The sequence below is a fragment of the Sphingomonas sp. TREG-RG-20F-R18-01 genome, assembly GCF_022662475.1.
Taxonomy (GTDB): domain Bacteria; phylum Pseudomonadota; class Alphaproteobacteria; order Sphingomonadales; family Sphingomonadaceae; genus Sphingomonas.
Genome location: NZ_JAKNQQ010000001.1, coordinates 344,120 through 367,775 on the forward strand (window position 1 = coordinate 344,120; position 23,656 = coordinate 367,775).

21 protein-coding genes are annotated in these 23,656 nt (G+C 67.9%); 6 read left to right on the top strand and 15 right to left on the bottom strand.

Annotated elements, in window-relative coordinates:
• Together L8K25_RS01640 and L8K25_RS01645 are read right to left on the bottom strand one after the other, a co-directional pair.
• Nucleotides 1-1,902 carry a hypothetical protein gene (locus tag L8K25_RS01640; RefSeq protein ID WP_242137187.1) on the bottom strand — a complete coding sequence of 634 codons (1,902 nt, stop codon included), beginning with the start codon at nt 1,900-1,902 and terminating at the stop codon, nt 1-3.
• A complete protein-coding gene (locus L8K25_RS01645; RefSeq protein ID WP_242137188.1) occupies nt 1,883-2,020 on the bottom strand; it encodes a hypothetical protein in 138 nt (45 codons plus the stop codon). The genes L8K25_RS01640 and L8K25_RS01645 overlap by 20 nt, the downstream gene beginning before the upstream one ends.
• A gap of 89 nt (nt 2,021-2,109) precedes the next feature.
• Here L8K25_RS01645 and L8K25_RS01650 point away from each other — a divergent pair, with 89 nt between their 5' ends.
• The 3 genes from L8K25_RS01650 to L8K25_RS01660 are packed head-to-tail and all read left to right on the top strand — an operon-like array spanning nt 2,110 to nt 3,913.
• Nucleotides 2,110-2,676 (top strand): shikimate kinase, encoded by a 567-nt coding sequence (locus tag L8K25_RS01650; protein WP_277923467.1) that lies wholly within the window; start codon nt 2,110-2,112, stop codon nt 2,674-2,676.
• Entirely contained in the window at nt 2,673-3,764 is a 1,092-nt protein-coding gene (gene aroB / locus L8K25_RS01655; protein ID WP_242137189.1) for a 3-dehydroquinate synthase, read from the top strand. Before L8K25_RS01650 ends, aroB begins: the two co-directional genes overlap by 4 nt.
• A complete protein-coding gene (locus tag L8K25_RS01660) occupies nt 3,764-3,913 on the top strand; it encodes a DUF2256 domain-containing protein (protein WP_242137190.1) in 150 nt (49 codons plus the stop codon). Before aroB ends, L8K25_RS01660 begins: the two co-directional genes overlap by 1 nt.
• 143 nt (nt 3,914-4,056) lie before the next feature.
• On the opposite strand, the gene L8K25_RS01665 is transcribed toward L8K25_RS01660, so the two are convergent.
• The 5 genes from L8K25_RS01665 to radA form a co-directional block, all read right to left on the bottom strand.
• Entirely contained in the window at nt 4,057-4,392 is a 336-nt protein-coding gene (locus L8K25_RS01665; protein ID WP_242137191.1) for a DUF423 domain-containing protein, read from the bottom strand.
• Complete coding sequence (locus L8K25_RS01670) at nt 4,389-6,149, bottom strand: cation:proton antiporter (RefSeq protein ID WP_242137192.1); 1,761 nt, start codon at nt 6,147-6,149, stop codon at nt 4,389-4,391. Before L8K25_RS01670 ends, L8K25_RS01665 begins: the two co-directional genes overlap by 4 nt.
• On the bottom strand, nt 6,146-6,580 hold the full coding sequence (locus tag L8K25_RS01675; protein WP_242137193.1) for an iron-sulfur cluster assembly scaffold protein: 435 nt from the start codon (nt 6,578-6,580) through the stop codon (nt 6,146-6,148). Before L8K25_RS01675 ends, L8K25_RS01670 begins: the two co-directional genes overlap by 4 nt.
• A gap of 27 nt (nt 6,581-6,607) precedes the next feature.
• Nucleotides 6,608-7,183, bottom strand: coding sequence for a CvpA family protein (locus tag L8K25_RS01680; protein WP_242137194.1), 576 nt, complete (start codon nt 7,181-7,183; stop codon nt 6,608-6,610).
• 113 nt (nt 7,184-7,296) lie between these two features.
• The gene (gene radA / locus L8K25_RS01685) at nt 7,297-8,667 is read right to left on the bottom strand and encodes a DNA repair protein RadA (RefSeq protein WP_242137195.1); all 1,371 of its coding nucleotides are present in this window, start codon (nt 8,665-8,667) and stop codon (nt 7,297-7,299) included.
• Between the two features lie 164 nt (nt 8,668-8,831).
• Between radA and L8K25_RS01690 the strand changes: the two genes are divergently transcribed.
• Both L8K25_RS01690 and L8K25_RS01695 read left to right on the top strand, forming a co-directional pair.
• Nucleotides 8,832-9,254, top strand: coding sequence for a BLUF domain-containing protein (locus L8K25_RS01690; protein WP_242137196.1), 423 nt, complete (start codon nt 8,832-8,834; stop codon nt 9,252-9,254).
• Between the two features lie 74 nt (nt 9,255-9,328).
• Nucleotides 9,329-9,862 (top strand): GAF domain-containing protein, encoded by a 534-nt coding sequence (locus L8K25_RS01695; RefSeq protein ID WP_242137197.1) that lies wholly within the window; start codon nt 9,329-9,331, stop codon nt 9,860-9,862.
• Here the strand turns inward: L8K25_RS01695 and L8K25_RS01700 are convergent.
• Complete coding sequence (locus tag L8K25_RS01700; RefSeq protein ID WP_242137198.1) at nt 9,829-10,533, bottom strand: glutathione binding-like protein; 705 nt, start codon at nt 10,531-10,533, stop codon at nt 9,829-9,831. The two genes, L8K25_RS01695 and L8K25_RS01700, sit on opposite strands and share 34 nt — an antisense overlap.
• A 75-nt stretch (nt 10,534-10,608) precedes the next feature.
• On the opposite strand from L8K25_RS01700, the gene L8K25_RS01705 reads away from it, so the two are divergent.
• Nucleotides 10,609-11,763, top strand: a complete 1,155-nt coding sequence (locus L8K25_RS01705) for a glycosyltransferase family 1 protein (protein WP_242137199.1) — start codon at nt 10,609-10,611, stop codon at nt 11,761-11,763.
• 52 nt (nt 11,764-11,815) lie between these two features.
• On the opposite strand, the gene trxA is transcribed toward L8K25_RS01705, so the two are convergent.
• From trxA to L8K25_RS01740, 7 genes are all read right to left on the bottom strand, one after another.
• Nucleotides 11,816-12,139 carry a thioredoxin TrxA gene (trxA, locus tag L8K25_RS01710; protein WP_242137200.1) on the bottom strand — a complete coding sequence of 108 codons (324 nt, stop codon included), beginning with the start codon at nt 12,137-12,139 and terminating at the stop codon, nt 11,816-11,818.
• 64 nt (nt 12,140-12,203) lie between these two features.
• On the bottom strand, nt 12,204-15,653 hold the full coding sequence (gene addA, locus L8K25_RS01715; RefSeq protein ID WP_242137201.1) for a double-strand break repair helicase AddA: 3,450 nt from the start codon (nt 15,651-15,653) through the stop codon (nt 12,204-12,206).
• Between the two features lie 297 nt (nt 15,654-15,950).
• Entirely contained in the window at nt 15,951-18,908 is a 2,958-nt protein-coding gene (gene addB / locus L8K25_RS01720) for a double-strand break repair protein AddB (RefSeq protein ID WP_242137202.1), read from the bottom strand.
• Nucleotides 18,901-19,665 carry a nucleotidyltransferase family protein gene (locus L8K25_RS01725; RefSeq protein WP_242137203.1) on the bottom strand — a complete coding sequence of 255 codons (765 nt, stop codon included), beginning with the start codon at nt 19,663-19,665 and terminating at the stop codon, nt 18,901-18,903. Before L8K25_RS01725 ends, addB begins: the two co-directional genes overlap by 8 nt.
• Entirely contained in the window at nt 19,662-20,630 is a 969-nt protein-coding gene (locus L8K25_RS01730; protein ID WP_242137871.1) for a phosphotransferase, read from the bottom strand. Before L8K25_RS01730 ends, L8K25_RS01725 begins: the two co-directional genes overlap by 4 nt.
• On the bottom strand, nt 20,627-21,067 hold the full coding sequence (gene tsaE / locus L8K25_RS01735) for a tRNA (adenosine(37)-N6)-threonylcarbamoyltransferase complex ATPase subunit type 1 TsaE (protein ID WP_242137204.1): 441 nt from the start codon (nt 21,065-21,067) through the stop codon (nt 20,627-20,629). The genes L8K25_RS01730 and tsaE overlap by 4 nt, the downstream gene beginning before the upstream one ends.
• A gap of 114 nt (nt 21,068-21,181) precedes the next feature.
• Nucleotides 21,182-23,536: a PAS domain-containing sensor histidine kinase gene (locus L8K25_RS01740; protein WP_242137205.1), complete on the bottom strand. Its 2,355-nt coding sequence runs from the start codon at nt 23,534-23,536 to the stop codon at nt 21,182-21,184.
• Between the last annotated feature and the right edge of the window lie 120 nt (nt 23,537-23,656).

The following is a 23,656-nucleotide window of genomic DNA, read 5'->3' on the forward strand; positions in this document are numbered from 1 at the left end:
TCAAAGCCGCGACATCGCCTCTACGGCGATCATGCGGGCTTCTCCCACCAGGCCGACGGCGCGCAGCGCGGCGCAAATGTGATACAGCGCCTCGGGGGGAACGCCCCGCCACGACCGCGACTGCATTCCCGTTGCCGCCAGCAGCACGACGGTGCCGGGTTCGTTGTCCAGCGCCGCCTTGCCGATCGCGCGGGTCCAGCTGTTCGCCTGACCGACCGGGACGTTCAGCGTCTTCGCGCCCTGTTCGATATCGGCGGTCGTCAACCTTCCCAGGCCAGCCAGCGCTGCAAAGTACATCCGCTGTTTCAAGCCAGCCGAATCGTTTGCACCGGCGTAGCCGCTGATCTCGCCATAGCCGACCGTCGGAGCCGATGGATCGACCAGCGTCAGCATCGCCCATCCATCGCTGCCGCGCAGCACCTTGTCGCGCCAGCGGAGCGCAGGCGTATCGAACCCAGCGCTCAGCATTGCCGCGATCAGCCGATCGGTATCCGCCTTTGCCAAGGTGGTCGGAATCCGCGTGGCCGCGCCCGCCGTCAGCACCAGGCGTGCATAGCGCGTCTCATAGCCCTTGGGCTCATCCCACAGCTTGGCCAGTGCCTCCGCACGGGCTGCTGCATCGGCACCTTCGTAGGCAGTGCGCAAATCGCGCGCCACGGTCGCCGCGGCGGGGACCTGGTCATCCCCTGCATCGATCGCTGCATATAGATCGACCAGCGCTGCACTCGACAGGATGCCGCGCGCGGCCGCGAAGTCGGCCGAGGCCGCGCGGGCACCCGGAGCAAGACTGGGCGACAACGACCGCCAGCCCTGCACCGCCGGTGCGCTGGCGTCGATCAGCGTGCCCGGGATCTCGACGCCGGTCGCCATCGCCAGGCCGTAGCGCCAGGCCGTGAGTTCCGGGACGTTGTCCCATTCGATCGTCACCGCCTGGCGGCCGCGTCCACCGCCGCCGATGACTTTCTGGGCAAGCAGCAGGTCGACGCCGCCGGCAACGCCCGACTTCCGGGCAGCCGCCAGCATCGGCTGCGCGCGTGCCGGCGTCCCCGACAGGCCGGCGCAAATCGCTTGCGCCATGACCCAGGCACGCTCCCGCCCCAGCCTGGCGCCATCTTCCGCCGCCGGACACAGAGCCGCGGGATCGCCCATGGCGAGCGCCGCCTGCATCGCGACTTCGAACATCTTCGGCGTGTAATCTTCGGTATCGACCGCTTGGGTCATCGCGCGTGCCGCAACCGACTCGCCCATCCGCACCAGCAGCCACGCCCGCTCCGCCGCGAAGTCGGCCCCATTGACGCCCCGTGGTGTATCGACCCGCGCCATCAGCGTCCGCCGCAACGCGATCGACAACCAGCGCGACGCAACCGGCGGGTGCAAGCGCCGCATCAGCGTCTCAAGGAAGCGCCCATCCGCGCGGCCGAAGGCATCGGGTGCCATTGCCCCCTCGGACGGCCCGGCGACCCCGACGGAGGCCAGCGAGCGCCGCGCATAGCTCGGCATGTCCGCGCGGACGAAGGCGGCAAAGTCGGTCGGCGATGGCGGCGTGGCCGATGGTGTCGGCGTCGCATCAGGCGTCGGCTCGTCGCCCGGCAGGACAGGCGGAACCAGCGCGACCGGCGCTGCGGTGCTCGGCGCCGCGGCGGGGGCGTTCGCGACCGGCGCACGGTCGGCCGGGGTCGACCTGTCGGGTGCAGGGCTGCGCGGCGGCGCCACGGCGGCAGGCGTCGGACGCACGCGCGGACGGACCGGCGCCGCCGACGGAGCGGGGTTCGGATCGCCGAACCCGGGGGGCAGGATCGACTCGGGCCGGTTCTGCCCAAGCGCGGGAATCGTCAGCGTCGCCGCAAGCGCAGCCGATGCAAAGATTGCCGGTAGCGCGCGGCTACTTCTGAAGGTTCGCAAGCGGCACTGCCTTTTCGACGTGCTTCATCGGCTTTTCGTGCGCCATCCCCGACAGCGCGAACAGGCCGCCGACCAGGACGGCCACGACGACGAGAAGCACGATGAGCAAGCGGGGCATGGGCAAGACCTGTAACGGACCGGAAAGACAAGAGCGGCGCAAGCGAGCTTTTGCCCGATGCGCAGGTGCGCTGTATAGCCCTCGTTTCGATGTTGCAAAGCCCGCCGCCTTCTCAGGATACCGCCCTGCCCGACCCATCTCGTTGGAATGGCCAGCCGATCGTGCTCGTTGGGCTGATGGGCGCTGGCAAATCGACGGTTGGCCGCAGGCTGGCAGGCCGGCTCGGCCTGCCATTCGTCGATGCCGATACCGAGATCGAAAACGCGGCAGGCATGTCGATTCCCGATATTTTCGAAAGATTCGGCGAGCCGTATTTCCGCGATGGCGAACGCCGCGTAATCGCGCGACTGATGGATGGGGAGCGGCGTGTGATCGCGACCGGCGGCGGCGCCTTCGTCGACGAGCGGACCCGCGAATCGATCCTGGCGCATGGTTTCGCGATTTGGCTCGACGCGAAGCCCGCCGTGCTCGCCGACCGCGTCTCGCGGCGTGACACCCGGCCGTTGCTGCGCGGGCGCGATGCGCTCGCGGTGCTGGAGGAACTGGCGCGGGTGCGTAATCCTTTCTACGCCATGGCGCCGCTGCGCGTGTCCAGTCACCGCGCACCCCACGACGCAACCGTCAACACCATCCTGAAAGCGCTCGGACAGATATGACGACCATCCCGGTATCGCTTGGCGCGAGAAGCTATGACGTCGTGATCGAAGCAGGTCTGCTCGCGCGCGCGGCCGACCGGTTGAAGCCGCTCGCGCGCGGTCGCCGCATGGTGATCGTCACCGATTCGAACGTCCTGTCTCATCTGGCCACGCTGCAGGCCGCGCTGGACGAAGCGGGCATCGCCAGCGAAGCGATCGTGCTGCCGCCCGGGGAGGCGACCAAATGCTGGGCGCAGCTCGAGGCCTTGACCGATCGGCTGCTCGATCTCGGGGTCGAGCGCGGCGATCATGTCATCGCGCTTGGTGGCGGCGTGATCGGCGATCTTGTCGGGTTCGCCTGCGCGATCCTGAAGCGCGGCTGCGGTTTCGTGCAGATCCCGACCACCTTGCTAGCGCAGGTCGATTCCTCGGTCGGTGGCAAGACCGCAATCAACAGTCGGGCGGGCAAGAACCTGATCGGGGCGTTCCATCAACCGGCGCTGGTGCTGATCGATCCGGACGTGCTCGACACGCTTCCGCTACGGCAAGTGCGGGCTGGGTATGCCGAAGTCGTGAAATACGGCCTGATCGATGATCCCGCGTTCTTCGACTGGTGCGAGGCGAACGCTTCAGAGCTGCTAGAGGGAGCCCCTGCCGCCCGCGCCTATGCGATCGCGATTTCGGTGGCCGCAAAAGCGCGAATCGTGGCGGAAGACGAACGCGAGACGACCGGTGCCCGTGCGCTGCTCAATCTCGGCCATACCTTCGGCCATGCGCTGGAAGCAGAAGCGGGCTTCTCGGACCGGCTGCTGCACGGTGAAGCCGTGGCGGCGGGAATGGCGCTCGCGTTCGCCTATTCCGCGGCGCACGGCCTGTCGCCGGCAGCGGACGCCGAGCGCGTTTCGCGGCACCTGCGCGCGATCGGCCTGCCCGATGGCGTTGCCGCAGCCGGCATCTCGGCCAGTGCGGACGTGCTGGTCGATCACATGCTGCACGACAAGAAAATGGACGCCGGAACCCTGCCGTTCCTGCTCGCCCATGGGATCGGCCAGACGTTCCTCGATACGTCGGTCGATCTCGCGGACGTTCGCGCCTTCCTGGCCGCCTGATGCCCCGCGGCGTCGCCAAACGCGATCTGCCGAGCAAGATCTGCCCGGTGTGCGAGCGCCCGTTTGCCTGGCGCAAGAAATGGGAACGCGACTGGGATTCGGTGATCTATTGCTCCGACCGGTGCCGGATGACCAAGAAATCGAAGTGACCGCGGTCGACTGGCGGTTTCGGACAGTCCGAACAGGCTTCCACGGCGAGGAGCGGAGCGCCTACTGACGCCGGGGCACGCCGACGCTTTCGGTTCTGACGAGGTTGCGCGGAGGTAGGTGACTGTAGGCTGGCCCCCTTGCCTTACGCCGCCCCGCGCGCGCTCCAGGCGAGCCATAACCAGCCTGCAATCAGCAGCGCCCCGCCGATCGGGGTAATCGCACCCAGCCAGAGCGGCAGGCCCAACGCCATCAGATACAGCGTGCCGGCGAAGATCGCGCCCCCGGCGACAAACAGCCAGGCGGGACCACGCGCCTCCATGCGCACCGCCACCAGGGCGGCGACCACATGGATCAGCTGGTAATGCGCCCCTGTGGTCAGCCACTTGGCGGCATCACCCGATGCGCCGTGCGCGCCGAGCGCGCCCGCGCCGACCGCGATCGCTCCACATAACGCGGCCAGGACCGCCAGCATGTTCATCCGCCGAGTTCCTCACTGAGCCCTTCGCGCGAGACCTGCGTGATGATCCGGTCGCGCGCCGCCCGGATATCGCCCGCTTCGACTTGGGCCTTGAGCCGTTCCTTGTCCTTGTGCCGGTACAGGTCCTCGGTCCGATCGATCTCGGACGGATCGACCCCTACCTTGAGCAGCGCGAGGCGCGCCATCCTGACCGCGGACTCGAGCACTTCGCGGACGACCCCGTCGACGGGGGCGCCCTTCAGCTTGATGACCGCGCGACGATCATAGGCTCGCACGAAAATCGCGGCGTTGGGAAACGCCTGATGCACGCCCTCGACCAGATCTGCCGAAAGCTGGTCGCCATCGATGCAGAACATGATCAGCTCAGCCTCGCCCGCGCCGGCCTGCCGCAGCAGATCCATCCGCGTACCGTCGCCATAATAGACCTTCGCCCCGAATTCCCCAGCGATGTCGATCATCTCGATATCGTTGTCGATCAGCGTGACCGGAATGCCTTGCGCAATCAGCATCTGCGCCACGGTCTGGCCGAACCGCCCATAGCCGACGATCAGCGCGTTCGCTCCGTCAGACTGTGGGCCGTCGCGGTCGCCGGTCTGAATCGGCTCCTCGCGAATGCGCCGAGTGATCGACATGAGGAACGGCGTCGTCGCCATCGACAAGGTAACGATCGCGCCGAACAGGCTGGCCGCCTCGGGCGCGATCAGGAGCGCCTTCTGCGCCTGGGCGAACAGCACGAAGCCGAACTCGCCGCCCTGGCTGAGCAGCAGGCCGAGCGCGAGCGCGCTGCGCCACGTCATCCGGAAGATCAGGCCGATCGTGAAGATGATCAACGCCTTGGTCGCGATCAGTGCCAGCGCCATGCCGATGACGAAGAACGGCCGCTCCGCAATCGCGTGCAGATCGAGCATCATGCCGACCGCCAGGAAGAACAGTCCGAGCAGGATCGAGCGGAACGGCTCGACATCCGCCTCCAGCTCATGCCGATACGGGCTGTCCGCGAGCATCACGCCGGCCACGAATGCGCCGAGCGCGGTCGACAAGCCGAGCGCTTCCATGATCGCAGCCGCCGCGACCACCGTGAACAGGGCGGCAAAGACGAACATCTCGCGCTCGCCCAGGTTGCCGATGATCCGGAAGAACGGCCGCAGCAGGAAACGGCCGGCGAGCACCAGCCCCGCCACCGCGCCGACGGTATAGAGAAACAGCAGCCAGCCCGGTGGACCGTTGGCATCGGCGGGGTTCCGCGACAAGACCGCGACGATCGTGATGAGCGGCACGATCGACAGGTCCTGGAACAGGAGGATCGAAAACGCGCGCTCGCCGAACGGCGTTCGCATGCGGCCGGCGGACTGCAGCATGGGCAGGACCTGCGCGGTCGACGACAGGGCAAGCGGCAGCCCGAGGACCAGCGCCGCCGCCCCCGAGAAATGCGTTGCCACCCAGACCACGCCGGTCACCGCCAGGCCGCAAGCCACGACCTGCAGCAGGCCCAGACCGAAGATTTCCTTCTTGAGCGCCCATAGCCGGGACGGATTGAGTTCCAGCCCGACGATGAACAGCAGCAGCGTGATCCCGAGTTCGGCGACCCCGATCTTGGATTCCGCATTGCCAACGAGATGCAGCACCTGCGGACCGACCACGGCCCCGGCCACCAGATATCCAAGCGTTGCGCCGAGCCCGAGCCGGCGGAAGATAAGAACGAAAACAAGCGCAAAGCCGCCAAGGACGACACCGTCGAACAGCAGCGATTGGGTCACGAGGGCGTCTTTTCCACGGCGGACCGGCTCGCCTCGGCGGCGGCCTCGAACGCCAGCCGGATCGACGCATGTCGCGCGCTGTGCGGCAGCGCCGGCGTCAGGATCGCGAACCCGGGCCAGTCGGGCAGCGGGCCCTCGCCCGCAAGCCACGCCGCCACCGCATCACGCGCGGCCGCCAACTCATCCGCCGACTTGCCGACGACGGTTGCGCCCATCAGCGATGCCGACGCCTGACCAAGCGCGCACGCCCGAACCAGCATACCCAGCTCTGCGACCCGCCCGGCGTCGTCCACCGTCACATCGACCGTGACGCGGCTGCCGCAGATCGGTGACCGCTTTTCGGCGGTCCCCATCGGATCGGTCAGCCGGGCATGATAAGGGATCGTCGCGGCAAGGCGAAGGATTTCGGTGTTGTAGAGCGGCGCGTTCATGCACCGTATGTAGGTAGCGCAGCCGGCTCAGTCACCCTGTTTGGCATCATTCGTCGGCTGGGCGGGGGTCGTGCGTCCCAGCGTCGGTTCGAACAGGGGAAGGCCCTTGCGACGGCGATCGACGAAATCCGCGATACCCGCGCTCGTGATGTTGAGCAGCGGATAGACGCGCGCGGATTTCAGCCAGACCGGCCGGTGCGCCGGACCACCGCCCATCGTGTCGGTCACCAGCACGACCAGCAGAAACCCGAGGCTCGCCAGTATCAGACCCTTCAGCGCACCGAAACCGAAGCCGAGCGCGCGATCGATCGGTCCGACGACCGAGTCGCGCGTCCGGGCACCGATCGCATTTGCTACCATGCGCCCGCCGAAATACGTCCCGCCCGCCAGGATCGCAAAGGCAAGCACCGCCGCACCCGCGGTCGTTCCAATCATGCCGGTCAGCGCATGCGTCAACGGAACGTGAAACAACTTGATCGCAAAAATGATCGCAACCCAGGCGAACAGCGACAGCACTTCCGTCACGAAGCCGCGCACGATGCCCAGCACCGCCGCGCCGCCGACCACGATAAGGAGTACGATGTCGAGTGCGGTGAGGTTCATCCTCGAGGCCATATCCGGAGCGGGCCGCCAAAGTCGAGCGCGATGCGCGCGGCGACGCAACCGATTACCCGCCCCCTCGCCCAGACCATGCGCACGACGCGCCGCATCCCACGCTATTTCCCCAGCATATGCTCGACGAACCCACCGAGCGTGCGAAAGCCGGTCAGCGTAAGTCCGCTCTTGTCGTCGTTCACCGCGGACGGCAGCAAAGCGCGTTCGAAGCCGAGCTTCCCCGCTTCCTTCAACCGCAGGGGCGAATGCGCGACCGGGCGGATCTCACCCGACAATGCGATTTCACCGAACGCCACCGCGTCGGTGGGCACGGGTCGTTCGCTCAATGCGGAAACCAGGGCGGCGGCAACCGCGAGATCCGCTGCCGGATCCTGGACGCGATACCCGCCCGCGATGTTGAGATAGACTTCGCAGGCGGAAAAACTCAGCCCGCATCGCGCCTCGAGCACCGCCAGCACCATCGCCAGCCGCCCGCTGTCCCACCCGACCACAGCACGCCGCGGGGTCGCGCCGCTCGCGAGGCGGACGACCAGCGCCTGTATCTCGACCAATACCGGACGCGTGCCCTCCAGCGCCGGGAACACGGTCGTCCCGGTCACGCCTTCCTCGCGCTGGGTCAGGAACAGCGCCGACGGATTGCCGATTTCCGTCAGCCCTTCGGCGACCATCGCGAAAACACCGATCTCGTCGGTCCCGCCGAAGCGGTTCTTGATCGCCCGTAGGATGCGATATTGATGGCTCCGCTCGCCCTCGAAGCTCAGCACCGTATCGACCATATGCTCCAGCACGCGCGGACCGGCGATACTGCCGTCCTTCGTGACATGACCGACGAGCACCACCGCGGTGCCGCGCTCCTTGGCAAAGCGGATCAGTTCCTGCGCCGACGCGCGTACCTGGCTTACCGTTCCGGGGGCACCCTCGATCAGGTCGGAGTGCATCGTCTGGATCGAATCGATCACCAGCAGCGCGGGCGGGGTCGCTTGCGACAGGGTCGTCAGGATATCGCGGACCGATGTCGCCGCGGCGAGCATGACCGGGGCCGCCCCGAGACCCAGCCGTCGCGCGCGCAGGCGCACCTGGTCCGCCGCTTCCTCGCCGGAGACATAGGCCACCGGCAACCCCGCCAAGGCCATCTTCGCCGCCGCCTGCAACAACAGCGTGGACTTCCCGATGCCGGGGTCGCCACCGATCAACGTCGCCGAGCCTTCGACGAACCCGCCCCCGAGTGCCCGGTCGAGCTCGGCAATGCCCGACGCCAGACGATCGGGCAGGGTAATCTCCGCATCGAGCCCGACGAGCTGGATCGATCGCCCGCCGCCCATCAGATTATGCTTGGCCTGGAACGGCGTGACATTCGCGCCCGCGTCCTCGACCATCGTATTCCATTCGGAACAGTCGCCGCACTGCCCGGCCCAACGGTGCGACACCGACCCACAGGATTGGCAGACGTAGCGCTTCTGAGGTTTTGCCATGCGGGCAATGTACGCGATCGGGAACGTTAAGGGAACAGGGTTTGCGCAGGGAGCTCGGTCGAGAAAGGGGCAAGCAACCTGAATCTATGTGATAATTGCTTCGAAATTAACGAAAGATTCGTCGTTAAATCGGATTTTGGGAGCGTTCACACCGGAGTTCCCTCATGCAGCGTATCCTCTACATCAGCACTGCCCGCGAAAAGCTCGATGACGCATCCCTGGATGGCATCCTGCGGATTTCGCGGCGCAACAATGCCGCCGTCGGTGTCACCGGCTTGCTGATCGTGGGAGGTCGGCGCTTTCTGCAGGTCCTCGAAGGGCCGGACGATGCGGTCGCCAGCGTCTATGACCGGATTTCGCGCGACGACCGCCATTTCGCCGTAGTACGCTTGTCGCGAAAGACGATCGAGGCTCGGACGTTCGGTGCATGGTCGATGGGGTATCGCGCGGTCAACCTCGGCGGGATCGACGATGGGGGCCGTCCCGGCAACCTGCCAGCCATCGTAGGGCGGCTGGTCGAGCCGATCGACGATGTCATCCTGCGCGCCGAATTCACCGCATTTGCGGCGCTTCACGCCGCCGCCTGATCGCGGCGACGCCAGCTTGCCCCCTGCCTTGTGGCGCCCGCAAAACACGGTATAGATCAGGGCGGGGAAACACGTTGCATACACTGGCTGAGAAAAGCGTCGCGTTGGCAGGAAATCCGCGCATTGCCGCGATCCTGCGCCACGTGTGCGACCTTACCGGGATGGGCTTCGCCGCGGTCGCGCGTGTGACCGACGATCGCTGGATTGCCTGCCACGTCCTCGACCAGATCGAGTTCGGTTTGGACGCCGGCGAGGAACTCGACCTCAAGACCACGATCTGCAACGATATTCGCCTTACCGGCCAAGCCATCGTCTTCGATTGCGCGTCGGCCGATGGCTATTGGCGCAGCCATCCCACCCCGATCCTTTACGGATTCGAGAGCTATCTGGCAGTGCCGATCACGCTGTCGGACGGGGCGTTCTTCGGTACGCTGTGCGCGCTCGACCCGGCGGCGCGCCGCGTCGACATGCCGGAGCTGGTGGCGACGATCCGTACCCTTGCAGATGAGATCGCCGCGATCCTTGATTCACCGGATCCGGATCCGGATCCGGATCCGGATCCGATGGTCCCCGGTCACGCGCGCGCGGGGATCGCCAGTCCGCGTTGAACTGCCGGGCGCGCCAATCCGCGTTCAAGCCAGGCATTCACGTTGGGATAATCGGCGAACCCGACCAGCTCGCCCGCACCGTAAAAATCCACCAGCGCCCGCACCCATCCCAACATCGCGATATCCGCGATCGTGTAGCTGTCGCCCAGGAACCAGTCCTTGCCCGCCAAGGCGGTATCCATCACGCCGAGCAATCGCCTGGCTTCCTCGACATACCGGTCGCGCGGGCGCTTGTCGTCGAAGTCCTTGCCAGCGAATTTCACAAAGAAGCCGAGCTGGCCGAACATCGGACCGACACCGCCCATCTGGAACATCACCCACTGGATCGCCTCCAGCCGTTTCACGGGATCGGTGGGCAGGAACTGTCCCGTCTTCTCGGCGAGATACAACAGGATCGCACCGGATTCGAACAAGCCGAGCGGCTCCCCGCCCGGACCGTCGGGATCGATGATCGCCGGAATCTTGCCATTCGGGTTAAGCGATTCGAACGCGGGAGTTTTCTGGTCGCCGTTCGCAAAGTCGATCAGGTGCGGCTCATACGCCAGCCCGGTCTCTTCCAACATGATCGACACCTTGACGCCATTGGGGGTGGGCAACGAGTAGAGTTGCAGACGATCGGGATGCTGCGCCGGCCAGCGCCGGGTGATCGGAAAGGCAGAAAGATCGGTCATGGCGGAGGCCCCTCTCGGTACGATGATGTCGAGGGAGATAGTCATCGCGCGCGCGCTTCGCTATGGCGCCAGCCGATGGAAGCTTCCGATCTCCGTGTGGCCCTTTTCAGTGGCAACTATAACTATACCCGCGATGGCGCGAACCAGACGCTCAACCTTCTGGTGGGCCATCTGCTGAGCCGCGGGGCGAAGGTGCGCGTCTATGCCCCGACCAGCCGCACGCCGGCCTTCCCGCCCACCGGCGACCTGGTCAGCGCGCCGTCGATCAAGATCCCGCTGCGCGGCGAATACAAGCTGACCCGCGGCATGGGAAACCGCGTCCGGCGCGATCTCGACGCGTTCGCGCCCAACGTCATTCACCTGTCGGCGCCGGACCGGCTCGGGCACAAGGCGCTGGAATATGCAGAAAAGCATAACATCGCCTGCGTCTCGTCCTACCATACCCGGTTCGAGACCTACATGAGCTATTACGGGCTCGGATTCCTGGTCCCGCTGATGATCCGGATCCAGGCGAAATTCTACAGCCGCGTCGACGAAGTCCTCGCGCCGAGCCAGATGATGGGCGAGATCCTGCACCAATGGGGCGTGCCGACCCCGGTGACGCGCTGGTCCCGCGGGGTCGACCACACCCGCTTCAACCCATCCCGCCGCGATCTCGCCTGGCGGCGCAGCCTTGGCATTGCCGATGACGAGATCGCGGTCGGTTTCCTCGGCCGGCTCGTCAAGGAAAAGGGGCTCGACGTGTTCGCGCAGGCGATGCACGCGCTCGACAAGCGCGGCGTCAAGCATCGCACGTTCGTCATCGGCGAGGGCCCGGCACGCGACTGGTTCGCGCAGGAGATTCCCGACGCAGTGTTTGCCGGCTATATCACCGGCGACGACCTCGGTCGTGCCGTCGCGTCGATGGACGTTTTCTTCAACCCGAGCGTCACCGAAACCTTCGGCAACGTGACGCTGGAAGCATTGGCGGCCGGTGTACCCGTGGTCGCGGCACGCGCCTCCGGGGCGGTCGGGCTGATCGAGGACGGCGTTACCGGGCTGATCGTGCCGCCGACCGACATCGAGGGCTATGCCGACGCGCTCCAGCGGTTCTGCGAGGATGACGCGTTCCGTCGGTCGGCCGGGGCGGCAGGGCATGCCGAGGCGGCAAGCTATCAATGGGACCGGATCAACCAGACCGTGCTGGACACCTACCTCCGGGTTCTCGATCGACGAGCGCACGCCGCCTGATCGATCCGTCGAATTGCCCCCCGGATCGCTGCGATCCGGGGGGCAACGTGCCTCAGGCCAGCTCGCCCTCGAGCCACGCCTTAAGCCGGCTCTTCGGTTCGGCGCCGACCTTGGTCGCCGCGGGCTGGCCGTCCTTGAACAGGATCATCGTCGGGATCCCGCGAACGCCGAACTTGCCCGGCGCATCCGGATTCTCATCGATGTTGAGCTTGGCGATCGTCACCTGCTCACCCAGTTCCTCGGAAATCTCCTCGAGGCTCGGCCCGATCATCTTGCACGGGCCGCACCATTCCGCCCAGAAGTCGACGAGCACCGCGCCCTGTGCATTGGTGACATCGGCATCCCAGCTGGCGTCGGTGATCTTCTTGGTCGGCATGGTCTATCTCCTTGTGTTGGCATCAACGTAGGGTCGCGTGTCGCGGACCTCAAGCGCGCGAGCGCTAGCTTTGCTCCGTGGTGGCGAAGCCGGGCTTGTTCGCCGCCAGGGTGGCGGCCGACAACAGGTGCAGCGTCGGGCCGCTGGTGTAGAGCAGCGCCGCCTCGATCGTCCGCCCCGGAAAGATCACGCCGAGTGCGGCGGCATAGGCCGCCATCTGCCGGAGATGGTAGGTCGGGATCGCGTCTTCCGTCGCGGGCACGCTGCGCCCGGTCTTGAAATCGATGATGCGAATCCGGTCGGCGTCGACCAGCAGCCGGTCGACCGTACCCGAAACCACGAACCCGTCTGGCAGCACCGCTGCGATCGGCGCCTCGGCCAGCGCCCGCTCGCCGAACGCCTCGGCCAGCCGGGGGTCGCCAAGCACCGCCAATACCGGCGCCGCGATTGCCGCGCGCGTGGCGGGATCGGCGACGGCACCACTCCGCTCGAGCCAGCGGTCCGCCGCCGCCGCACGATCGGACGGCGCGACCGGTGGCAGGCGTTCGAACAGCGCATGGATCAGCCGTCCCCGCTCGGCGGCGTCGCGCATCGCCGGGGTCGGTGGCGCGTCCGTCACCGCATCATCGCCGAGCGACGACGGTGCGAGCGGGCGCGGTGGGCGCGATTCGACCGGAGCGACGCGCATCGCCCAATCGGGAATTGCGACGGGATCGCGCGTCCCGTCGGCACGCGTGCGCGCCGGAGGAACCGGCTTCTCCGGATGATGCCCGATGAAATCGCGCGGCGCGGTTTCGGCGGGCAGCGCGAGCGCGGTCATCGCGCGATCGGCCGCGGCGTACCAGCTCGATTCGGGCGCCTGGCCCTGTGCGCTGGGCCCGACCGACCCGGCGATGATCAGCCGTTCCTCGGCACGGGTGGCCGCAACGTAGAACAGCCGCCAATGCTCCTCGAGATCGCGCGCCGCCGCATCGTCGACCAGTTCGGCGAGCGGCCCGGTCGCCTCGCCCTTGCGCGGACGGATGATCGGCAGCGCGTTGGCCATGTCGCCCGCCCGCCACTTGAGCGTCGCGCGTGGCGAGCGCGTCGGGTCGACCGCCGCGTCGGCCAGGATCACCAGCGGCGCCTGCAGGCCCTTGGCGCCATGTGCGGTCATCACGCGGACCGCGTCGAGCGGCGCCGACGGATCACGCTTGATCTCGACCTCGCCACGATCGAACCAGTCGAGGAAACGCTGCAACGACGGCGTGCCGAGCGATTCGAAGTCGAGCGCCGCGCTCAGCAACTCCTCGATCGGATCGCGCGCTTCCTGCCCGAGCCGGCGCAACAGCTTGCGCCGGCCGCCGAGCGGTCCGGACAGCAGCTCCTCGAGAAACTGATAGGGTGTCGCGATATCCGCGCGGTCGAGCATGGTGAAGAGCGGCGCCAGGTCTTCGCGCGGTTCGGTGCGCGCCACATGCCGCCACAGGCTGACCGCGCGCTTTGGGGCCGCCTGCATCAACCGATCCTGGCTCCAGCCGATCAAGGGCGAGACGAGCAGCGACGCCAGCGACAGGTCGTCCTCGGGCTGCAACACGAAGCGGATCGCGGCGAGCAGGTCCTGCACCGACAACGGCGCGTTGAGCCGCAACCGGTCGACTCCCGCGACCGGCACGCCCTCGGCGTACAGGCGCGCGACGATCAGCGAGGCGAGTTCGCCGCGCCGCTTGACGAGGATCATGATGTCCTCCGGCTGGAGCGTGCGGCCCTTGCTCTCGAGCATCAGCGTACCGACCCAGCCCTTGATCGTCCGGGCGATCTGGATCGCAAGCGCGCGGGTCGAATCGCTGATCCAGCTTTCCTCGTCTTCCTCGCTGCCACCTGCGACGACGAGCGGCCACAGGCTGACGGTGCCCGGCCCCGGCACTTCGCTCGCATGGCGCTCGCGCTCGACGAACAGGCCGAGCCCGGGTTCGGGCAACAGGTCCATCGCGGTATCGACGAATTCGAGGACCGGACGCGTGGACCGGAAGGATTGCGTCAGCGACAGCCGGTTCCACGGCCGCGCGCGCATCTCGCCGGTGCGCAGCCGTTCCGCGCTGTCGGCCTCCCAGGCGGCTTCCGCGCGACGCCCGAAATCGAGTTCGGCCGCGCCGAAATATCTGGGATCCGTCCCCTGGAAACCGAAGATCGCCTGCTTGAAGTCACCGACCGTGAACAGCGTGCGGACGCGGCCGTCGTGGCTCCCGTCGCCGGCGAAAAACTCCTCGGCGAGCGCGCGAATGATCGCCCATTGCTCCGGGTTGGTATCCTGCGCTTCGTCGATCAGGACATGTTCGGTCGCCTGGTCGAGCTTGTAGCGGACCCATTCGCCCATGCCCGGCTGCTGCAGCAGCGCGATCGTCGCGCGGATCAGATCGTCGAAATCGACTGCGCCGAGCCGGTGCTTGGCACGATCATAGGTCGCGGCATAATCGCGCCCGACCATCAGCGCATCGGCGAGCAGGTCGGCATAAGCGGCACGCTCGCGCAGGCCGAGCAGGGCGGCGCAGGCCTCCCCGACTTCGATCGCGATGCCTGCATAATCGTCGTCCGCGGCGATCAGCTTGGGTGAATATTTGCGTGGCTCGCGCTTCGCGGTGAACGGCACCCCGATCAGGTCGCCAAGCATCGTCGCGCGCATCGCGGGCGTCGCCTCGATCCAGCATTCTGCGATATCGGCATGGTTGCCGCCGGTTGCAGTGCCCCAGGCGCGGTTTGCCGCCGCAAGCCGTGCAACGGCGTCCACGTCGAACTCGCTGTCGCTGCACGCTTCGCAGATCACGGCGTCGATATCACCGGTCGGCAGTCCCAAAGCGCGCCGCAGGAACGGGGCCACGCCGTCCCCCGCGGGCAGTTCCGCCATGGCGCCGGGCGCGCGGGCGCACGCCAGCAGGAAGCGTTCCGCCTCCCCTTCCCCTAGCCGCAGGCTGAGCGCGCCGACGGTGCTGATCGGCTTCTCGCGGCCTTCGGTTTCGGCGGCGACGAGCATCTCGGCGAGCGCATCGCGCGCCAGCACCGCTTCCTCGCGCGCCTCGATCGGGCGAAAGCCGGGGACCAGCCCCGCCTCGACGGGGAAGCCCGACAACAGGCTCTGGCAGAAGCCGTGGATCGTTTGGATCCGGATCCCGCCGCCCGGCGCGTCGAGCACGCGCGCGAACAGCGTGCGCGCACGCTGCTTGAGCGCGGGCGACGGGTCCTCGCCCAGCGCGTGCAGGTCGCTCGCGAGATCCGGATCGGGCATCCGCACCCAGGCCGCGAGCCGGTCGCCGATCCGCCCCGCCATCTCGGCCGCGCCGGCCTTGGTAAAGGTCAGGCACAGGATCGCCGCCGGATCGACCCCGCGCAGCAGCAACCGATAGACGCGCGCGGTGAGCACCTGCGTCTTGCCCGTGCCCGCCGAGGCGGACAGCCACACATGGCCTGCGGGATCGCTCGCGCGCGCCTGCTGGTCCTTGAGGATCGGGAGCGGGCGGTGGCCCTTGGGTTCACTCATCGCGGGGCGCTCCCCACATCGTTGCGCTTCCCCGCTCCCCCTACACGCTTCCCCGGCGAAGGCCGGGGCCCAGTAGCGAGCGGGTTGTTAGGGAACGTAGCATTGCCCAACCTCGACCAGCACGACTGGGCCCCGGCCTTCGCCGGGGAAGCGTGCAGGCGGGAAACGCCCCTCCTTAAAACCGCTCCAACCCAAACCGTTCGTTTCGAGCGCAGTCGAGAAACCTGCGCTGTGCCGGGTTCCTCGACTACGCTCGAAACGAACGGACAGAAGGGTGCCGCAGGGAGCGCCGCATTATTACTCACGCCCATACCATTCGTCCCGCCGCATCAGCTGATCATACTCCGCAAACGGCGCGTAATCCGGATGCAACTTCGCCTCGAACCCGCGCATGCCCGTCAACCACTCACCCGCCGCGTCACTGAAATGCCGCGCCGCCAGCGTCACGAAATCCTCGGGCAGCACCTTGTCCAGCTTGCCCGCCGGATCGACCGGGGAGGACACCTTGCCGAACGCCTCGCCATTCTTGGTCAGCGACCAATATTCGAACCCGCGCGCGATGCCCGCGATATCCTCGAACCCGCCGCGCTCGGCGATCAGCCCGAGCAGGCCGAGCTGGAGGCTGAACCCCTCGCGTACCGCGGCGGCGGATGGTGCCTTGCCGGTCTTATAGTCGATGATCGCCAGGCTTCCGTCGGGGTTGCGGTCGATCCGGTCGAACTTGCCGGTCAGCGTGACACCCGCGATCGCGACCTTGCCCGATTGCTCGACCGCCAGCACGCTCCGACCGGCATCCGCCTGCTTGCCCATCTCGGCGACGATCCAGGTGATCGCTTCCATCAACCGGGGGCGCCAGAGCGCGCGCTGCATCGGGTGCGCGCCATCGAACATCGCCAGCGCGCGACCGTGGAGCGTATCGAGCGCACACTTGTCCTCGCGCGCCCATTGTTCGAGAATCGCGTGGACCGCCGTGCCCCGCCATGCCGCGCTCGGATCGGCGTCGACCGGGTCGAGCGGCACCAGACCGAGGATGCGCTTGGCATAGAAGGCGTAGGGGTCGGCCTTCAGCCGGTCGACATCGGTCACCGCAATCGCCGTCGGGCGCCGATCGGCGGGCGGCACCGGCACCGGGCGCTCCGCCGGGCGATGCTCGCGCGGATCATCGAGCGCGCGGGCCCAGCCCTCTAGCCCAGAAGCCCGTTCGAACCGTTCGCCCGCCAGCGCCTGCAACCGCAGCCAGAAGCGCGACGCGATCGCTGGCTGCGTGCCGCCGCGCCGTGCACGGGTGATGAGCGCGCTCGGCGCCCCGAGCGCCTGCGCGAGATCATGCGCCGCCATGCCGACGCCGCGATCGAGCCCGGGCAGGCCGAGCTCGATCCTGATCCGCGGCGCGAGCCATGGGTCGGGTGCTGGCAGCCCGGGCCATGTCCCTTCATTGAGCCCGCCGAGGATCATCACGTCGGCGGTCTGCAACCGCGCCTCGATCAGCCCGTAGATCGCAATGCGCGGATGCCCGCCCAATTGCGCGCGGACCGCGACTTCCCCCATCAACGTCGTCAACAGCGGCGCTATGCTGGCCGGATCGACCCGTAGCGGACCGTCCGCGGCATGGTCCTCGATGCTGCGCAGCAATTCTGCAGCGGCGCGGCCGTTTGGCCCCGCCCACAAGGCGTCGCCGCACAGCGCCTGCGCGGTCTCCCGCAGCCCGGCGATCAACGGCGCGAGCGGTGCGTCGCGGGCGAACAGCGGCTCGAGCGGCTCCAGCAGCGCGCGCGCCTCGGGCCACCAGGCGATCGCATCCCCCGCCCGACGCGACTGTCGCAAATGGGCATCGATCCCGGCGAGCCCCGCCGCCGGGCGTGGCCCCCGCAGCACGCGGTCGAGCGCGCGCGCGCCATCCAGCCACGCGGTCCGCAGCGGCCCTGATCGCACCAGCGGATGCTTCAGCAACGTCAGCAACGCAAGCGGCGCGAACCGCTGCGTCGCCGCCTCTGCCAGCGCGGTCAGCAACGTGCCCGGCGGCAGGATCGACAACGGGCGGCCGGCGGAGTCGTCCACCGTAATGTCCCACCGCTTGCAATGCGCCGAAACGCGTCGCGCCAGGGCACGATCCGGCGTGACCAGCGCGGCGGTGCGACCCGGCGTCTCGGCCACTTCGCGGAGCGCCAGCGCGATCGCCTGCGCCTCCTCGCCGGGGGTCGCCAGTTCGGCTGCGGTGATCCCGCCCAGCCGGCGCTGTTCCGCCGGCAGGCTGGCCCAGCGCGCGGTCGCCTCCGCCGTCGCCAGCGCATTGGCGACCGCCTTGCCGCGCGCAACGGTCGCGTCGTGATCGCTACCGTCGCGCCACTGGCGCACCTCGGTGCGGTTGACGCTCATCCGGTCGAGCAGGAGCTTGAGATGGAATTGCGGATGCGTTTCGATTGACCGGCGCGTGATCCCCGTGTCGGGATCGGCCCGGTGCGGTCCGAGTGCCTGCCACTCCGCTTCGTCCATCCCGATCGCGAGGTCCGCCATCACCACCATGCCACGCGGACGGTCGGCGACGCAGCGCAGCAGCCGCGCGACCGCGGGTGCGCTGTCGGTAATCCCCGCGGCGCAGATGAACCCGGACGGCGGGGCGACGTCCCACCGGTCCGCCAGTCGGCGCAACACCCGGGCGCGCCGGTCCGCCAGATCGATCCGCCCGATCCGTTCGAGTTCGGCCGGCCAGCGATCCAGCACGATCTCGAACAGCGCCAGCGCACGTTCCCAATGCGCCGACATCGCATCGTTGAGCTCGATCTGGCGCAAACGAGTCGGGGCGATGTCCTCCACAAGCAGCTGATCCAGCGTGCGCGCGAGATCGCCTGCCAGACGCACCGCCTCCGCCGCATCGACTGGCTGTCCGCTCCTTGCGCGTTCCTCGCCGATCAACCGCGCAAGGATCATCCGGCGCTGCAACGGCTCGACCGCCGGGGGGATCGCGTGATCTGAGTCGGCGTGATCGAGCGCTGCGCCGACGCCTTCATCGAGTGCGGGGTCACCGATCGCGACCAGCCGCGGCAGCAACAGGCCGCCCGCGCTGGCGCGCACGAATGCGTCGGTCAGCGCACGCTTGGCGCGATTGTTGGGCAACAACACCAGCCCGCGCGCAAGCGCCAGGTCATCGCCGTGCGCCGTCGGGCCGAACTGTCGGATCAGCCCCGTCGCCAGCGCATCGGCGAAGGCACGATGCGCGGGAATCGTAAAGACCTTGGGCCGGACGGGCTCAGCCATCCGCCAGCATCGCCTCGGTCTTTCCGACCGCGGCCGGGGTGCCGACATCGAACCACAAACCCTGATGCACCAGCCCGTAAGCGCGCCCCGCGGCGATCGCCCGCTCCCAGAACAGCATCGTCGAGAACGGACCTTCCGGCCAGTCCGCGATCACGCGCGGCGAAAGGATCTGCACCCCGGTATAGACGAACGGCGCGAGCTTTCCCGGCTGGCGGCGGCCGGTGATCCGCCCGTCCGCGGCAAGCCGGAAGTCGCCCTGCCCGTCGTGGTGGTTCGCCCGCGCCAGCGGCACCAGCAGGAGCAGCGCGTCCATCGTCGCATCGTCCCACCGTGCCGCAAGCATCCGGATCGCGTCCGACGGTCCATCGACCCACAGGTTGTCGCTGTTGACCACGATGAACGGCGCATCCCCAATCAGGTCGCGCGCCTGGACGATCCCGCCGCCGGTCTCCATCAATTGCTTGCGTTCGTCCGATACGACCACGTCGATCCCCGCCACGCGGTTGCGCAAATGCGCTTCCAGCGTGTCGGCGAGATAGTGGACGTTGACCACCGCCCGTTCGACACCACTCGCCCGGAGCCGGTCGAACACATGGTCGATCAATGCCCGTCCGTTGACCACCACCAATGGCTTGGGACGGGTCGCGGTGAGCGGGCGCATCCGCTTGCCCAGCCCGGCGGCCATCACCATGGCCGTCCTGGGCACCTCCCCGCCCGGATCGGGCCGGATGTGCAACGTACGCTTGCGGTTGGTCACGCGGATAGCTCCATTGGGTTACCGCGCAGGTCGGGCGGGATCGTCGCATCGAACCAGGCCTTGACCGGTGCCAGTGCAGGATGCGCGAGATCGCGGTCGAGATACCGCCAGACCCGCGGACACAGAGCGGCGTAGCGGGTCTTCCCGTCGCGCTGCCACAGGCGCGTGAAGATGCCGACGATCTTCGCGTTCCGCTGCGCGCCGAGGACGTGATAGGCCACGTCGAAATCCTCGCCGGCGCCGGTCGCGGCGCGATATTGCGCAAGCATCCGCGCCTCGACCGCCGGTTCCACATCGCGCCGGGCATCCTGCAGCAGCGACACCAGATCGTACGCCGGATGCCCCGCCAGCGCGTCCTGGAAATCGAGCAGGCCGAGCGCGTCGTCATCGCCCAGCAGCATCAGGTTTTCGGCATGATAATCGCGCAACACGGTGACCATGGTTCCGTGCAACGTCGTGCCGAGCACGGCATCCCACGCCTGGTCATACGCCGCCTGGTCCGGCGTGACCCCAACCGCAGGGCAATACCATTCGGTCAGCAGATTGGCCTCCCGGTGCAGCACTGCCAGATCGTAGCGCGGGACCGGGGCGGGATCCTCGCGCTGCAGCCGCACGAGGATGTCGATCGCCGACGTGTAGAGCGCGATCTCGCGTCCGGGGGCAGCATCGATCGTCTCGCGCATCCGCACGTCACCGAAATCCTCGAGCAGCACCAGCCCGGCATCGAGATCGGCAGCATGGATCGCCGGCGCCGCGAACCCGCGTCCCTTCAGCCAGCGCGCGATGTCGAGGAACGGCCGCGGATCCTCCTGCGGCGGCGGCGCATCCATCAGGATCGCGCTGCGCCCCGTGGCAATCACACGGAAATAGCGCCGGAAAGAGGCGTCGCCCGCAACGGGTTCGATCGTCGCATCGCGCCATCCGTTCGCGGCAAGGAACGCGGCGGCGGCGGGCGGGGGAGTCATATCTGCTGCCATCGCTCCCTCCAGCCCGGCGGAACGTCGGCTGTCAAGCGACGCTGCCCGTCTTCTTCGATCGCAAGCGTCAGGGCGAGCGCATCGGGCCAATAGCCCGCCGCCCGCTCGGGCCATTCGATCACCAGCAGCGAATCACCTTCCGCGTCATCGAGGCCGAGCTCGTCGAGCTCGCCGGCATCCTCGATCCGATATAGATCGACATGCAGAACCGGGAATCGCACCTCGGGCGGCGCATAAGGCTGGACGATGGCAAAGCTCGGTGACGGCGCTTCGCCGACCAGTCCGAGCGCCGCGAGCAGGCCCCGCGCAATGCTCGTCTTGCCCGCGCCAAGCGGCCCCGCCAGCGTCACGACATCACCCGGGCGGGCAAGCGCCGCCAGGCGCGCACCCAGCGCTTCGGTCCGGGCAGCATCTGCGAGAATCATCTGAGTGGTCCTTCGACGACGGGTCGATTGCGGTCATGGCGGCATGCTGGTCGCAAGCAAGGCAGATCCGCCGGTCCCCGCCTCACCCTACCCGGGCGACGCGCTCCCTGAACCTCAGCGCCGCGGCAAGGCCACGGTGATCAGCGTACCCTGCCCCGGCTCGGACACCAGCTCGATCGTCCCGCCGTGCGCTTCCACGAATTGGCGCGCAAGCGGGAGGCCGAGCCCCAGCGCCCGTTCGCCGTTGCGCGTGATGCCCGGCTGGCCGAACCGATCGAACGCCCGCGCGACCATCTGTTGGCTCATGCCGATGCCGTCATCGGAAACGATCAACCGGACCGCCGCCGCCGTGCCATCCGCGCGCAACAGGATTCGGCCGCCCTCGCGCGTTCCCGCCACCGCATGCCGGAGCAGATGTTCGATCATCTGCTGGAGCCGCCGGGCATCGCCGAACACGTTGCCGGTCGAAAGCTGCAGGTCGACCACGAAATCCAGCTTCCGTTTCGCCGCAAGCGGCGCGACCGACGCCGCCGCCGCCTGCGCCGTCACGACGAAATCGACGTCGCGCTTGTCGAGCACGACCGTGCCACCTTCAGCCTGGGTGAGGTCGAGCACTTCGTCGACCAGCATGCCGAGCCGCTCGACCGACTCGAGGATCGCCTCGACATAGCCCTCCGCCGCCTTGCTGAGCTTGCCCGCATAGCCTTCGTTGAGCATTTCGGCGAACCCGCTGATCGAGGTCAGCGGGGTGCGCAACTCGTAGCTCATCGTCGCGACGAACGCGGTCTTGATCTGGTCCGCCGCCTCCAGCGCCTCGTTACGGTCGCGGAGCGCGCGTTCGATGCGGCGGCTGTCCGAAATGTCGAGCATCGTGAAAAGCCCGTTACCGTCGGGCAAGGGCACTGCGGCAAATTCATAGTGTCGCCCGTCGGCAAAGCCCACACGCCCGGCCCGTTGCTGCCGCTCGACCGTCGCCGCACGCACGAGGTCGCCGATAAGCGCGGCGCGCGCGGGATTGGCGAGCTGCCTGGCTGCCGCCTCCGCCAGCGCATCCACCCGCGGATGCGTCGCCAGGAACGATTCCTCGAAGCCCCACAGCGTGCGGAACTTGTTGTTCCACAATTGCAGCCGGCCGTCCGCCGCGAACACCCCGAGCGCCTCGTACAGATTTTCGAAGGTCGCCGTCCGCACCCGCAGCAGCGTATCGCGTGCGCTGGCCAGCTGGACCTGTTCGGTGCGATCCTCGAAAATCAGCAGCAGGCCGCCGTCGGGGAGCGGCTGTGCCACGACGCGCAGGTGGACGCCGCCCGGCAGATGCCATTCTTCCTCGATCGCGCCGCCGGCGGCCAGAAACCAGTCGCGCCGCTCGCTTTTCCAGCCCGGAAAGTCGCGGACCTCGGGAAGGCGCGACGCCTCGCGCATCCGTTCGAGCACGCGGTCGAACTCCGGGCGGTCCGCGAGCCATTCGGGCTTCATCGCGAAAATTCGGCGGAACGGCTGGTTGCAGAAAACGAGTGCCCGGTCCGGACCGAATTGCACCACCGCCGCCGAAACGCGATCGAGCATCGCGCGCTGCGCATCGTCGAACCGCTTGAGCTGCGCGCGCGCCTGTTCGAGATCCTCGATATCGATCGCAAATCCGGCTACGCCGCCGGTCGACAGCGGGGCATCGTAGACCCGCAGCATGCGCCGTTCGCCACGGATCGTGGCGGGAAGGGCCTGCGTCTGGATGGCCTTCGCGTCGCGCGCCGTCACCGCGCTGGCAAGCGGCCCCCCGACGCCCGATCCCTCGACCAGCTCGAGCCCGCGCTGCACGACGTCCTCGGGAGAACTGCCCTCGACCGCATCGACATAGTGCGAATTGACCATCGCCAGCCGCAGGTCGGCGCCGCGATACCACATCGGCATCGGTGCGGCCTGAATGATGCCGCTCAGTTCTTCATAATGCACGTTGGCATCGTCGACCGCCTTGCGCAGCCGCACGATCTCCGCCTCGCTGTCCGTGGCATCGAAGACCCAGAGCATCACGCCCCCGGGCACACGGACATCGCGCGCGGCGCGACTGCCGCGGATCATCAGCGCGCGCGACGAGCCGAGCGCACGGATCGCGCGCGAGAAGGCGCGGCCCGACTTTTGCGCCGCCGCCACGTCCTGTCCCAGCAGCGCGAAATCCTCGGGCGCGATCCCGGCCCCATGGACCGAAAGGTCGTTCAGATACCGCGGGGGGCTTGTCAGCCCGAACCAGTCGGCCAGCCGTTCGGGACATTCGACGCGCCCGTCCGCGCGGACGATCATCGCCAGCGCAGGGGCCGAAGCCAGCGTGGCGGAGAGGCGCGCGTTTTCGGCAAAAGTCGCGGCAGCCTCCCGGCGCGCGCGCAAGCCGCCGTAGAGGATCACCGACGCGCCGGTAAGGAGCACCGCCAATCCAATTCCGCTCAGCAGTAGCGAACTCTGCACCAACCCGATCATTCCGCCCCTTCGCGACGGCGCATTGCCGGTTCCTCCGCCGCCGCCCGCGCTACCACCGGTCCAACGCCGTGCCCAGAGGATGCGGTCGATGTACCGCATAGATCAAGAAAAAAGGCCCGG